Origin of the sequence: Polaromonas sp. CT11-55 (assembly GCF_047303325.1) — a bacterium.
GTDB lineage: Bacteria > Pseudomonadota > Gammaproteobacteria > Burkholderiales > Burkholderiaceae_C > Polaromonas.
Genome location: NZ_JBKBEX010000037.1, coordinates 19,341 through 34,060 on the forward strand (window position 1 = coordinate 19,341; position 14,720 = coordinate 34,060).

Here is a 14,720-nt window from a genome sequence, read left to right on the forward strand (position 1 = left end):
AATCAGTATTTACTTCAGACAGGAGCAGACATGGCTTACATACTTGAAAAAATTTCTCCAGAAGATCGAAAGAAGATATTCGCAGATGTAGATGAGGATAAACAGAAGCGACTGCAAATGAGGGGTGGTCATTTCAACAATGAGCCTGATCTTCCCTGGGCGATCGACCGAGATCGAAATTTTTATCTGCTAAGAGCCCCAACGTTTGAAGCCAGATCACCTTATAGATACTTCTTTATGCACTATGAGGGTAAAACTTACGGGTTCCGCGTTCTGGATTTGACTGATCCGCGAGTTCTCTTTGAGGACTTGGTGCCCTTGGAGTTGCAACCCGCGTTACAACAGGAGATCAAAGCAGCGTTCACCGTACATAAGTGGCGAGGGATGGAGTTCACTCCTGTTTTTGATGGCGAAGGGGATAAGTAATGGCTATAGATTTTATTTCCGCCCGCCTTCTGTTAGAGCAACCTGGCGCAACATTTACTGTTTCCGCGCTTTTCGATGTAATAGATCAGGTGACGGGAACCGTACGCGGTGCGAATCCTAGTGACACATATCTGTTGTTCAGCGGGCGAATGCCTGACGGAAGCTCGACAGGGGCCGTTGCAGCGAACGTTGTAAATCAAAGCATAGGGAACGTCCATGACATCGGCTCAAGCGAGATTGGGCGGCTACTAGACAGCGATATTTTTTCTTCACGGCTTGAGAACGCTGTGTCTCGCGAGTTGTACGGAATCGACTATGAGCAGAGCTCAGTCGAGCAGCGACTGGGGATCAAGGAGAAAGTGGATTGGTACAAAAGTGGCGTTGACTCAACAGGTAAGCGCGTCAATGCTACTTCGATGTGGGATATCGCCTCGGAAAAATTTGTAGCCGAGGCCAAAGGCAATTTTCGCATTATTGCTCCAAGTGCGCTGGACAATATGAGTGTCTTTGTCACAAGCGAGCTCCCCGCGCTGCTGCGAAACACCAACGTTGGCGAGATTGACGGAGTACCTCGCTCTGCTTTACTAGAGATTAATAACACCCAAGGCTTCGAGGCGGCGAAGCGGGCTATTAATCTTACTTCCGCACAGCAGGTGCACTTTGGACAACTGACCGCTAGCAACATTGAGACGTGGCATACAGGCGAGAAGGTTAAGCTGGACTTGGCTTTTGCCGATGAAGCACTACATACCGCTTGGGTGCAAAAACTTGAAGGAGGCACTCTTGGTGCAGCTGCCGATAAATCGGTGACAGACAATCTAAAAGGAATTGCTAAGAAATTCCCGAATCTCAGTGGCTGGGGTAAAGCCCTGGGTCCGTTGGCTCTTGGTGCCTCGTTAGTCTTTGCTTCCACTAGTGCTAAGGCTGAGTATGCGAGCGGCAATACGGCGCGGGCTAAGGAGATCATGATCGAATGGGCGATAGATGCGGTGGGCTCGCAGCTATTGCAAGTAGGCGCGGTATTTGTGGCCGGACTTGCCGCCGCGGCCGCAGTGGCCGCAGGCGCTATTAGTCTGCCAGTAGCCGGAGCTATCGTGTTAGGCGCCGGATTGGTGGGGGGATTCTTCGGTGGCGACGCTGCCGTTGAGTTTTACCATTTATTGGAGGACCGCGATAAAAACGGGCAGCGCGATATTGTGGATAAGCTCAGCAACTTGCTCTTCGGCGCCAACTCCACCATCACGACTCCGTTGCCTGCCGACCTTAACGGGGAAAAATTCACGGTCGATGCAAGCCTGACCCGCGACGAAATGGTGACCAATGCCAAGAGGTCAGACGGCGTCGGAATGGCCTGGCGCTATGCGCTCCGCGAGCTCAACTCTTTTGTCATCACGGATGTGAGCTACGCCGCTCACAACACCGATGGCAGCCTGGATCTTTATGACAAAGATACCAATCCTGGCGGCTTGACCAACGAATACCTTGTCGACCGGGCCGCCATGCTGGCGTGGAAGCTGCAGTTTGAAAAATATGGCGCGCGGGATGATAACGACCCGATCATTCGCGGCGGGCGCGGCGCCAAGCCCTATACCGAAAAGTGGGACAGCAACACGGTGCAAGGCAATTGGGACTTTATAGCGCTTGATACCAAGCTCCCCGGTGGCGCGCCACTGCAGCTTTCTATCGATGGGCAAGGCCTCAGCGTCTACGACCACCAGGTCGTTTTTGGCGGCAAGGCGGCCGATGTTATTAACGGAAGTGGTGATTCGGATCGGCTTTACGGTATGGCCGGCAACGATACCTTGAGCGGCAAGGGCGGTGCGGATTACATGGAAGGTGGTGGGGGCAACGACACCCTGGATGGCGGCGCCGATAACGACACCCTTGTGGGCGGCGTTGGCTCCGATATTTATGCCTTCAATGGTGCTTTTGGCAAAGACACTGTTCTTGATGCGGACGGCCTGGGCCAGATCAAGATAGACGGCTCAGCCGTCTTCAGTGCAAGCTCAGTGGGCCGCAACGCATGGGTGGCTTTACTTGTGTCGGGCGATAAGGCGAATCTGAACGTCTACGACGATGCCAGATCTTCAACCGGAAAAAAACTCGTCATCACCCGCCCGGGCAGTGTTGACAATGCCGTCACTATCACCAACTTTGACCTGGCCAAGGCGTTGGGCAGCGAGGGTTACCTCGGCATCAACCTGGAAAGCACCGTTAAGCTCATCATTGAAGAAGATGCCGGCAGCAACCCCTTCCAGGATGTCAGCTTCAACCCCGCCAGCGTTAATGGAAGCAGCCTGATCAACGAAGGGGGTGGCACGGCTTACAGCATCTTCCTGAACAAGGCCGCCAAGGCCGGCGACACCGTCACGCTGGCGTTGTCTGCCCTGAAGGACAAATTCAAAATCATCCTGGGTAACACTACGATCGATGCCGACGGGGCTGTGATCACATTGACCGAGGGGCAGACGGAGGTCAAGATTTTGCTGGTGCAGAAAGGCGACATTACAGCCGACGCCAGCACGCTGCTCAGTGCCAGCTACCAGGGCGTGCCAGCCGGCGGCAGCTTGACAGGCAGCACCAACACCTGGACCGTTAACGTCAAAGATACCGGCGACGCCGCCCACATCTTCAACGGCGACCAGCACGGCCAGCTCATCACCGACCCCGAAACCGGCCACCAAAGCTACGACTGGAACAGCGCCGCCTGGGCGGCCGATGGTACGCTGGCCGGCGGTGTGGTGGAAGCCGGCTACCGCGACATCATCAACGGCGGCGCCGGCAACGACAAGATCAGTGGGCTGGGCGGGAACGATCTTCTTTATGGCGGGGCCGGAAACGACGAGATCGACGGTGGCGACGGCGACGACCTGATAGGCGGTGGTGCGGGCAGTGACACCATCCATGGTGGCGCAGGCAATGACACCATTCTGAGCGCCACCAATGTGACCGGCTTCCAGCGTAGCGGGCCTGGCGATACCTGGTCTCCGACATTGGCGGCCAATGGCGGCGGCATCCAGATGGACGATGCGTCGGACGTCATCGACGCCGGGGACGGCAACGACTTCGTATACGCCGGCCGCGGCAACGACCGCATTGAAGGCGGTGCTGGCGTTGATGTGTTGTACGGCGGGGCAGGCAACGATATTGTGGAAGGTGGCGCCGGCGACGACACCTTGGTGGGCGATGGCAGCAATATGCCCAACACCTATGTTTCGGTTGCGGGGGCCGACCATGGAAACGACTTTCTGGATGGCGGGGACGGAAACGACAGCCTGATCGGGTTCGGCAAGGACGATGTGCTGTACGGCGGTGCGGGCAATGACCTGATTTTTGGGGATGGCTATGCCGGGGCGCAGACAGACAATTCCGCTTACCTGGCAGCCCAGTACCACGGCAACGACTACATCGATGGGGAAGACGGCGATGACTATGTCGAAGGCAATGGCGGCGCCGACACCATTTATGGTGGGGATGGCGCGGATACCTTGTGGGGTGACGCGGCCAGCCACATCCTGAGCGGCGAGTTTCACGGGGCGGACTATATCGACGGAGAGGCCGGAAATGACGATATCGTTGGCGGCGGCGCGGACGATACCCTGTACGGCGGCGACGGCAATGACCGCATCCGGGGTGACCTTTCCGGGGTGATGCCGGGGGCGGTTGGGTACCTCACCGGCCAATACCATGGCAACGATTACATCGATGGTGAAGACGGCGATGACTATGCCGAAGGCGATGGCGGGGCCGACACGATTTACGGCGGGGACGGCGCGGATAACTTGTGGGGTGACGCGGCCGCCGACATCCTGGGCGGCGAGTTTCACGGGGCGGACTATATCGACGGAGAGGCCGGAAATGACGACATCGTTGGCGGGGGTGCGGACGATACCCTGTATGGCGGCGCCGGCAATGACCGCATCCGGGGTGACAGTTCCGGCCTGATGCAGGGGGCGGCCGGGTACCTCGACGGCCAATACCATGGCAATGATTACCTGAACGGCGAAGACGGCAACGATCAGATGATCGGTGATGGCGGCTCTGACACCTTGTATGGTGGGGCGGGCGACGATGTGCTGTACGGCGATGCAACACAGGGCGAGCTGGCCGGAGCATTCCACGGCAACGACTACCTGGACGGTGGCGACGGAGACGACGTGCTAAGGGGCGGCGGCGGCAACGACACCCTCTATGGCGGCAGTGGCAACGACACCCTCAACGGCGATGACGAGCCGGAGAACCTGGCCGCTCAATTCCACGGCAACGACTACCTGGACGGCGGCGACGGAGACGACGTGCTCAAGGGCGGCGGCGGCAACGACACCCTTTACGGCGGCAAAGGCAATGACACGCTGATAGGCGGCGACGGCGCCGACCTGCTGGACGGGGGCGAAGGCGACGACAGCTACGAAGCTGGCGCCGGCGACACGGTGAGCGACAACAGCGACGGCACCAATACCCTGAAGCTCGCCGACAGCGGCCCCTACACGGTCAGCACCAGCGGCGCCGATCTGGTGCTGAACTACGGTGACAGCGGTAATTTGCGCATTACCGGGGCTTTGGGCGGCAGCATTGCTTCCATCGACGGTATGGCGATGGGCGACTGGCTGCAAAGCCACCTGAGCGAAAACGCCAGCCTGCAGAGCACCGCCGACAACCAGGTTCTCAGTGGTGGAGCAGGTGATGACGAGCTCACCGCCCAGCACAGCGGCGTGACCTTGCGGGGCGGGAACGGCAATGACCTGCTGACGGGATGGGCGGGCAACGCCACGCTCAACGGCGGCGATGGCAACGACGTTCTGGACGCCTCGGGCGCCGCCAATATCTTGACGGGGGATGCCGGCAATGACCGGTTGACCGCGGCCGGCGGGGACGACACGCTGGATGGCGGCGTGGGCAACGACATCCTCTCGGGTGGCGCGGGAAGCGATACGCTGCAGGGCGGCGCGGGTGATGACGTGATCGACGGCGGGGATGGTGATGACCGGCTCTCCGGCGGCTCCGGTATTGACATTTTGCGGGGCGGCGATGGCCTGGACACCTACGTGCTGGGCTACGGAATGGGCCAGGCGACGCTGGAAGACCATTCGCCCGAAGGCTCGGTCATTGAGCTCGACGCCTCCGGCCTGCAGCTGGAGAGCCTCACAGCCAGGCGAGTCAATAACGACCTCGAGGTCGGAGTTCGCGGCACAGACACTCGCATGCTGGTCAAGGATTACTACGGTGCCACGCAGACCTCCTTGCTGTTCAAGGACCCGCAAGGCAATACGCTTTCGGTGCAGGCCTTGGTCGATGCCTCCACCCCTCAGTGGGTCAACCTTCAAGGCAGCCTTATTGAAACGGCCAAGGCGGAAGCGCGCAGCCGGATCGGAGCGGAATATTCTGCGCAAGGCTATGCCCGGCAGGCGGATGGCGGCTGGTACATCGCCGATGCCCTGCGCCTGCTTGATAACAACAGCTACGAATACGTCACCACCACGACTTACACGCACCAGCTGATGAGCAACTCAAGCACGACGTGGACAACACCGTCCACCAGTGTGGCGGGTACTCAATGGGCATTTAGCGATAGTGATTGGGTAGATTACGCATCCCGCAGCGACACAGCGGTCGCCGTCAGCGACCAGTCACAGACGGTTTCGGATGAATTCATCTCGCTGGCTTCAATGTCTGGCTCCGTGTCCTACCAGCAGATATGGCGCGGCGTGGCGTGGTCGGTGCGCAGCTCTGAAGCGGGCACTACGACCAATCCCCGGATTCAGTATGTGCGGTCGGAGCCGGGCTCGCCGCCGGAGATCATTACCGAGGAGTCAAGTTCGACTTACCTCACCCGTTTCTATTCAGGCCTTGATACCGGCATAACGCTGGAAGACCCGGGAGCCGCCGCTACCGCGGGGCCTTTGCCGGCTTATGTTTCCGGCGTTTTTGCCCATCGCCAGTGGAATTACCAGCTGGGGCAGGTCACGCTTTCCGACGGCAACCATACCGTGATGGCCGACGGCTATTCATCGGTCATTGGCGGCGTGGGTGACAACATCATTTACAACGCCGGGTTCGCGTACGGCGGCACGGGCAACGCCATCCTCAGCGGGGGTAACACCCTCATGGCCGGTAGCGGCGACCAGTACCTGGAATACGGCAAAACCATGGTGGTGGGTGACGGCCACGACACGGTGCTGGCAAGGGCTTACAGGCGCTTCGAGCTGTACTACGGCACGTCAACGCCGCGTGAGACGGTGAGAATTTTGGTGGACCCCAACAATACCGGGATGGACCTGCTGCTCAGCGAGCATGAACTCAGCAACGGCGGGTTGGACCAGAACAGGAATGGCTTGGACGATGTCATTGAAAGCATCTACCAGGAGCAAGGCTTTAGTTACGGCAGCATCATTCAATACAGCTACCAGCACGGCGGGAAATACTCATCCGTGTTCGGAGGTTTCTTTGACACGCTTGAAGCCGCGCGCAGCGCCTACTACGAACAGCGTGAAGGCTCGTCTTACTACTACAACAAAGAGTGGAGCGATGAATTCGCGAGCTACATCAAGCCGCTACCCGCGCTGTTCAGAAACCCGGGGTTCGCCGACGTGCTGCAAAGCTGGGGGCCGGCCAGTGATTACTATGACTCGCATCCGCTGCAGACGATTCTGCTGACGGCCAACAATTTTGCGGTGCTGCAGCCCTACCTGGAAGCCGGGCTGTTGCCCCTGAAAACGGTGGTCTTCGGGCCGGGGCTGTCACTGGCTGACATCGGCCTGTCATGGGGCGTTGCGGTCTCTCCGCTGGACGGCGAAGCGCGCGTCACGCTCAAGCTGCAGTGGGGGCCTGACCAGGGGGTTCAGGTCATGATTCCCCGCACGGACGACGTGCTCAACGCGGCCATCCAGAAGTTCGAGTTTGCGGACGGCTCCACGGTGTGGCTGCAGGACCTGATTGCCATGGCGCCGCCGGCGCCCGACTTTGACCTCGGCTACGCGCAGCTCCATGCGGGCATGGGCGCGCAGAGCGCGGATGCAGCCGACGTGACCGGCATTCACGCGCTGGTCGCGTCCGCCAGTGAACTCAAGGTCGAGAGCGACGGTGTGGACCTGGTGATCTCCATCATCGGCAGCAGCGACAGCTTGCGGATCGCCGGCTGGTACGCAGATCCCGATGCCATGTCGCGGGCTATCTTGTTCACGTCAGGCAATACGGCGCTTTCCTCAGCCGAGTTGACGGACAGGGGCCTGATCAAGGACGGCAGCGCCGGCGACATGGACCTGCATGGCATACCCGGCTTTGCCACCACCTTTATCGCCGGACCGAACACCCGCATGACGGGAAATTCGGGCATGGACATCTATGTCTATAACGCGGGCAGCGGCGAGGTGCACATCACCGACCCGGGCGGCGGCGCCGTGCGCTTTGGCAGCGGCGTCAGCGCCACGGCCACACTGGGCCTGGGCGATGGCTCCTTGTTGATCCAACTGGGCAACCAGGACGACAAGATTTACCTGGAAAATTTCGACCCCAGCAACGCTGGAAACTTCCAAAGCGTGTGGAACTTTGAGTTTGCCGGCGGCAGCACGCTGAACCTGCAGGACCTGCTGAACCAGGGTTTTGACCTGTCGGGAACGGCAGATGCCGAGACCATCAACGGCACCAGCGTGACTGATCGCATTCTTGGGGGTGCGGGCGACGATGTGTTGCGTGGCGGCAGGGGCGATGACACGCTGGACGGCGGGGCCGGCAGCGATGTGTATCTGTTCAGCCGCGGTGATGGTGTGGACACCATCAACGAAAGCGATGCAACGCCCGGCAATGTGGACACCATACGCTTTGATGACTCCGTCAGCGTGGCGGACGTCAGGGTCAGCCGCGAAGGGCTCAACCTGTACCTCGGCACGGACGGCAGCACGGACCGTATCCAGATCAGCAACTGGTTTGCCGATGGCGCCAACACGGTGGAACAGGTCGAGTTCGCCGACGGCACGGTGTGGAACGCACAGACCCTCACCGACATGGCCATCTTCCTGGGCACGCCTGACCAGGATGACCTTGTCGGCAGCCAGGGCAATGACATGCTGCGAGGCCTGGACGGTGATGACATCCTGTTCGGTGGCGATGGATTCGACGTGCTTGAAGGCGGTGCGGGTAACGACAGCCTTTCGGACATGGCCGGCAGCAGCAACTACTTCAATGGCGGCAGCGGCGACGACCAGTTGCTTGGCAGCACGGGTGCCAACCTCCTCATCGGAGGAACCGGCAATGACGCCATCACCAGCGACAGCGGCCCGGATGTGATCGCCTTCAATGTGGGCGACGGCCAGGACACCCTGTACGTCAATGACTCCGTACCAAACCTGGAAGACACCATCAGCCTGGGCGGAGCCGGCCTGGACTATGCCAACCTGAGCCTGGAGAAAAATGGCAGCGACCTGGTGCTCAAGCTCAGCGGTACCGACCAGCTGACCTTGGCCGACTGGTACGCCGGCACACCCAGGCAGAGCGTGCTGAACCTGCAGCTAGTGGCCGAGGCCATGTCGGCCTTCGATGCCAACTCCGGCGACCCGCTGCTCAACAAAAAGGTGCAGACCTTTGACTTCCAGGGCCTGGTAGGCGCGTTCGACACGGCGCGCACGGCCACGCCGGGGCTGAGCAGCTGGGCGCTGAGCAATGGGCTCACGCAGTTCCACCTGGCCGGCAGCGACAGCGAAGCCCTGGGCGGCGACCTGGCCTACCACTATGGCGCGGACGGCACGCTGGCCGGCATGGGCCTGGGCAAGGCGCAGGAGGTGCTGACGAATGCGCAGTTTGGTGCGCAGGCGCAGGGGATTCATTCAACGGCCAGCTTGCAGGAGGGGTTGGTGCGCTTGGGCTAGTGGCGTGGTGGACAGGCTCATGCACATCAATGCCGACGCGACGCAGAACAACCAGGGTGGTGGCGGTGCTTCGTCAGGCAACGCAGGCACCAGCAGCGCCGATGCCGCCATGGCGACCTACAAGGTGCGGCCTGACCACCAGGTGCTCAAGGACCCGCAGGGTAAGGCCCTGGTCATCACGCCGGGCATGCAAGTAGTGGCTGAGATCAACCAAGGCAAGCGGGCGGTGTTCGAGTATTTGCTGTCGCCTGTGCAGAAGGCGGTGCAGGAGTCGGGGAGGGAGAGGTGAGTGATGTCAGCGTATTCTGCAAGGCGATGGGGTAGTTTTGGGGCAAGAATAACCAAATAGAAATGCTCCAACCATTCCTAAATTCGTTGGCGAGATTTTTGATTTTGAGAATAAGTATTGGCTAATAGAAGGACGAAATAGTTATGTTGCAATCTAAACCTCTCGCGGCAATTGCACGCGGACTTACTGTAAAAATAAAAAAAGCTATTGTTTGTGCAGTGCTGACTGCAGCTATCGGCGCAAATGCTGCCGATCCCTATGTGCCGGTGAAATGGACCAAGTTCGTCAAAGTTGAGGGCCAAACTGAGCCAGTACCCGAGCAATGGCTACAGGATGCGGAAGCACGTATCGCATACAGCCTCAGGTTACCTGACGTAATGCCAAAGCCGGTGCCGTATGACTTTAGCCAACCCATTTGGGAGCGATGGTGGATCAACGCTCAGCAAAAGGCGTCAATTCGGTACTTCAATCACCTATGCAGTACAGAGGCCGGCGAATGGATAGTCAAGAAGGTCGAAAACGTCGAGGGCTTTTACTTTGCTCGGCCACAAGGTGCACCAACTAGCGATACGTTGACGGACCCCTATGGTCCGGAAATGCCCTGGATACAGCGCGCATATGTCCTCACTGGTGACAGCCTTAAATGGCAGGGTGCCTGGTTTATCCAACCCCCTCTTTATAACTATCGCTTCGTCGAACAACCTCGTCGCAGCGTGGATTGGCAGAAGGGCATTACCGAACCCCATGTTCGATTGTTTGGGTATACACGAGAGCCAGCCCTTGAGCCTAACGGGAAGCTGTCGTCCATTTGGAAAGACAAAACCCCCATGCAGGTCGTCGATATTCCCATTCTTACTGCCCGTTACGGCTATACCTGGCGCGGCGTCAAGCGACCACAGGATCGCGAGCACGGAATCGCCGGAGGTGAACTAATCATCTATGACTTACAAACCAAAGAAGTGTTGGCAGTACGTCGCCAGTTCTTAATTGCAAGTCACAACCCGCGCGGTGAGGGGAAGGCTATGTGGGAAGTGGCGGCTCGTTGTCCACAACTACGTGAAGGGCCGGGGAGCGGAGAATTTACCCAATTCGCCTTTGATGTTCTTCAAACCACTGAGTCATCTTCAACGAAAAAGAAGTAAACATGAATACCGATATCAATTCACTTTATGAGTTCACGTTGCAACACATGACTGCCGAAGCGCTTTTCTAATTCACTCTATGGCATTAATCGACAACACATCAATGGAAAAAGGAAAAAGAAATTCGTGATTATTGGCTAACTCAATACCTCCTCAGCGCAATTGGTTGGGGATACTTAATCATCATATTGATGGCATTGGCCCTGGTGCTATGGCGGGTAAAGGGGAAAACGGCAAAGACTATTGCTGCCTTGGTTGTTCTTGGCATTGCATCCATCCTGCCGATTCAGGGCTACTGGGCGTATGAAAAAGAAAAAGAGGCGGCGAATGCCTATCGCGAACGCTTAGCTAATGCTCAAGCTTTGTTTGATGAGCGCTGTAAGACGGCGGGAGAGAAAATTTATAAAACAGTGGACAACGTGGAGGGCGCGTTGCTGATGAAAATCAGGCCAGACAAGGTTAATTTCTTTGACCAGTATGCGATGGATGATCCTTATGGGCGCGACGTTGGCGGAAGAGGTTATATCGGTTCATTCTTACGCGCCGTCAGCGGTACCGAATTGAATAAGCGTGTCGCCGAAGGCCGGAGAGTAGGATTTTCATACGTTGAAGTAAGCGATATCGCCAGTAAAAAGTTGTACCGCTATACGGGCGTTATTAAGTCGGTAGATGGACGGGATCCAAATTTTGAACTTGAAATTGTAGAAGTAACGAATCCAAGTGCAGTCTATGGCATCACATATGAGGATATCTCGACCAAAGAAGACCGAGACCACTGGATTGCGGGAGGCTTGTTAAAGATTTTGAATCTTCAAACGAATTCGGTTATAGCTGAACGAACGGGATATATATTTGATCGAGGCCTCGGTAGTACGGAAGGAGGCCGAGGTCCATGGGAAGCGGCGGAAGCATGTTCGGGTGTTGATCGTAAGTATGGACATAACGCTCGATTTGTATTCAAAGCCCTGAAACCTACAGAAGGAAAATAGGCATGGCAACCGACATCTCCGCATATCTGAAATTTGCAAATCTGCAGATGGCGGCTGAAGCTGACTATTTGAACGTTACCGATTTCACAAACGTCGATCAGATAAAGACTGCATTGGTCCGCGGCAACAACCGCTCAAGCAAATTCACCACCACCCAAGTCGATCAATTTATTGCGGATGGCTGGACAGTCGTAGAACACAAGAGCAATACCATGTTGAATTTCGTTCAAATCTAGTCCAGCTGGAACGAAATTTCCACTCGAACCTGATCCTGCATTTACAAAGAACGTGTGTGGATCAAGAGGTGATGGAAAAAGTGGGTCAAGTTTTCAACGAAATTCAACACCGTGTGAGACGGCGAGAATCTTGGTAGACCTTATCCGCCTTGGTTGAGAGACCACAGGAACACTCCGTCCCCGGGCCGGATGAGGTTGGGAAACAAAGGACTTGATGAAACTGGATGGCCTGAATATACTGTACATAAATACAGTATTCAGGCCGCCCCGCTTTTACCGGGCCGGGCTGTTTCCACCCCATGTCCGACGCCATCATCCCTCTCCACGCCATCAAGGGCCGCGGCACCGCCACGCGCATCGCGCACCGGTTTGAGAAGGATGTGCGCACGGCCTGGGACGACGGCTGGGGCACCTTGGAAGAGGGCGTGGCGGGCGAGGCGCCGCGGCTGGAAACCACGGTCACCCTGGAAGAGGCGCGCAGCGCCATTGTGCGCAACGACTCGCCGGACATTTTTTTTGACTACAGCATCAATCCCTACCGGGGCTGCGAGCATGGCTGTGTGTACTGCTATGCGCGGCCGACGCACAGCTACCTGAATCTTTCGCCGGGCCTGGACTTTGAAACCAAAATCATTGCCAAGCGCAATATCGCCGAGGCCTTGCGCGCCGACCTGGGCAAGCGCAGCTATGTGCCGCGCCTGCTCAACATAGGCTCGGGCACCGACTGCTACCAGCCGGCTGAGCGCGAGCTGCGGCTCACGCGTGGCCTGATCGAGGTGATGCGCGATACCTGCCACCCGTTTTCCTTGATCACCAAGTCCAGCGGCGTGGAACGCGACCTGGACTTGATTGCACCCCTGGCCGCTGACAAGCTGGCCGCTGTTTACATGACCATCACCACACTGGACGGCGAACTCGCGCGCAAGCTGGAGCCGCGCGCCGCGGCGCCGCACCGCCGCCTGCGCACCTTGCGCATGCTGGCCGAGCACGGCGTGCCTGTGGGGGTGAGCGTTGCGCCGCAGATTCCTTTTGTGAACGAGGACATGGAGCAGGTGCTGGAGGCGGCCTGGGAGGCCGGCGCGCGTTCGGCGTTTTACACGGTGATCCGCCTGCCCTGGGAAGTGGCGCCTCTCTTCAAGGAATGGCTGGAGCTGCACTACCCGCAGCGCTCCGCGCGTATCATGGCGCGCATCCAGGAGATGCGCGGCGGCAAAGACTATGACAGCGATTTCGCCTCGCGCATGAAGGGCTACGGCCTGTGGGCTGACCTGATCAAGCAGCGCTTTGAGAAATGCTGCAACCGCCTGGGTTTTAACCGCCAGCGCGTGGAGCTGGACTTGAGCCGCTTCAGGCCGCCGAGTGCGGCGGGGCAGGGCCGCCTGTTCTGAGGCGGCCGGCAGCTTGAGGCCGCGAGGGCTATAGTGCAAGCCCAACATTGAAGGAGTTCATCTTGGCATTTGAGTGGAAGCATTCGTCGGAGGGTGTTGATTGGGACGCGCTCTCTGACCTTTACCGGATCGCGCCATTGGGCGAGAAGAAACCGGCGGACCTGAAAGTTGTGTTCTCCAACAGCCTGTTCAAAAGTTTTGTGTATGAGGGCGGGCAACTGATTGGCGCCGGCCGCGCGCTGGCTGACGGCATGGACTGCTCTTATATCTGCGATATCGCGGTGCACCCGGAGCACCAGGGCGTGGGCCTGGGCAAGGAGATTGTTGCCTCGCTGGTCGGCCTCTCAAAGGGGCACAAGAAGATCATCCTCTATGCGGTGGCCGGCAAGGAGCCGTTTTACCGAAAGCTGGGGTTCAGGCGCATGCTGACGGCGATGGCGATTTTCAGGAACCAGGAGCAGGCGCTGCAGAGCGGGCTGATCAGCGACAGCTGAAGCTATCCAATTTCTAGCGCAAATAGCTGCGGTTTAAGCGCACTTCGAGCTTGCTCTGCAGTTTCTCGAAGGTGGCGCTCATGGCCCAATAGATGCCCGCGGCTGCCAGGTACAGCGGGAAGGGCTGGAAGGTGGTGGCGATCACTTCCTTGGTCGCGAGCATCAGCTCGCCGACGGCGATCACCGAGACCAGGGACGTGTCCTTGATCAGGCTGATCAGGCTGTTGGACAGGCTGGGCACGGCCAGTCTCAAGGCCTGCGGGCCAATCACGTAGCGCAGCGTCTGCGCCTGCGTGAGGCCCAGGCTGCGGGCCGCGTTCCACTGGCCGTGTTCCACGCCGTTGATCGCGCCGCGAATCGTTTCCGACAGGTAGGCGCCCACGTTGAGGCTCAGGCCCAGGATGCCGGCGCTGATGGGGTCGAACTGTATGCCTATGCTGGGCAGGCCGAAGTAGATGACAAAAAGCTGCACCAGCAGCGGCGTGCCCCGCATGCAGCTGACATACAGCGCCGCGAACTGCGAAAGCCCCGGCACCTTGGCCAGCCGCGTGATGGCCACAAGCGTACCGATGATGGCGCCGAAAAAAATCGAAGCCACGGCCAGCAGCAGCGTCCATGCCGCGCCCTTGAGCATCAGCGGCAGGGCGTCGCGCAGCAAAGAGGTCAAGCCAGACAAGTCCATGATGGGGAGTCTCCACAAATAAAAACCACCAGAACCTGTTCACGGCCTAAACGGGACCGCGTTGGGATGCAATCGGGATGAGTGGGCCGACCAGGAACGCCGCATGGGCTAATGCCCATGCAAGGGCCTGGGTGGTTCAATCGCCCGATTTCATCCCAACCCGGAGGGCAAGCGCCTTCTCGGGCGGTCTGCGGCGTTGCGGCGCTAGCCCAT

General features: G+C 58.5%; 9 protein-coding genes. 8 read left to right on the forward strand and 1 reads right to left on the reverse strand.

Annotated elements, in window-relative coordinates:
* Positions 1-30 precede the first annotated feature (30 nt).
* From ACEN8I_RS22630 to ACEN8I_RS22665, 8 genes are all read left to right on the forward strand, one after another.
* Positions 31-426, forward strand: a complete 396-nt coding sequence (locus ACEN8I_RS22630) for a hypothetical protein (RefSeq protein WP_413330884.1) — start codon at positions 31-33, stop codon at positions 424-426.
* Positions 427-1,622: 1,196 nt separating this feature from the next.
* Positions 1,623-9,287, forward strand: coding sequence for a calcium-binding protein (locus tag ACEN8I_RS22635; RefSeq protein WP_413330885.1), 7,665 nt, complete (start codon positions 1,623-1,625; stop codon positions 9,285-9,287).
* A gap of 19 nt (positions 9,288-9,306) precedes the next feature.
* Positions 9,307-9,576 carry a hypothetical protein gene (locus tag ACEN8I_RS22640; RefSeq protein ID WP_413330886.1) on the forward strand — a complete coding sequence of 90 codons (270 nt, stop codon included), beginning with the start codon at positions 9,307-9,309 and terminating at the stop codon, positions 9,574-9,576.
* A 143-nt stretch (positions 9,577-9,719) separates the two neighbouring features.
* Positions 9,720-10,718 (forward strand): hypothetical protein, encoded by a 999-nt coding sequence (locus ACEN8I_RS22645; RefSeq protein ID WP_413330887.1) that lies wholly within the window; start codon positions 9,720-9,722, stop codon positions 10,716-10,718.
* 191 nt (positions 10,719-10,909) lie between these two features.
* Positions 10,910-11,707 carry a hypothetical protein gene (locus tag ACEN8I_RS22650; RefSeq protein WP_413330889.1) on the forward strand — a complete coding sequence of 266 codons (798 nt, stop codon included), beginning with the start codon at positions 10,910-10,912 and terminating at the stop codon, positions 11,705-11,707.
* A 2-nt stretch (positions 11,708-11,709) separates the two neighbouring features.
* On the forward strand, positions 11,710-11,943 hold the full coding sequence (locus ACEN8I_RS22655; RefSeq protein ID WP_413330890.1) for a hypothetical protein: 234 nt from the start codon (positions 11,710-11,712) through the stop codon (positions 11,941-11,943).
* Between the two features lie 299 nt (positions 11,944-12,242).
* On the forward strand, positions 12,243-13,331 hold the full coding sequence (locus ACEN8I_RS22660; RefSeq protein WP_413330892.1) for a PA0069 family radical SAM protein: 1,089 nt from the start codon (positions 12,243-12,245) through the stop codon (positions 13,329-13,331).
* A gap of 62 nt (positions 13,332-13,393) precedes the next feature.
* A complete protein-coding gene (locus tag ACEN8I_RS22665) occupies positions 13,394-13,825 on the forward strand; it encodes a GNAT family N-acetyltransferase (protein WP_413330893.1) in 432 nt (143 codons plus the stop codon).
* Between the two features lie 13 nt (positions 13,826-13,838).
* On the opposite strand, the gene ACEN8I_RS22670 is transcribed toward ACEN8I_RS22665, so the two are convergent.
* Positions 13,839-14,507: an amino acid ABC transporter permease gene (locus ACEN8I_RS22670; RefSeq protein ID WP_413330894.1), complete on the reverse strand. Its 669-nt coding sequence runs from the start codon at positions 14,505-14,507 to the stop codon at positions 13,839-13,841.
* Positions 14,508-14,720: the final 213 nt, after the last annotated feature.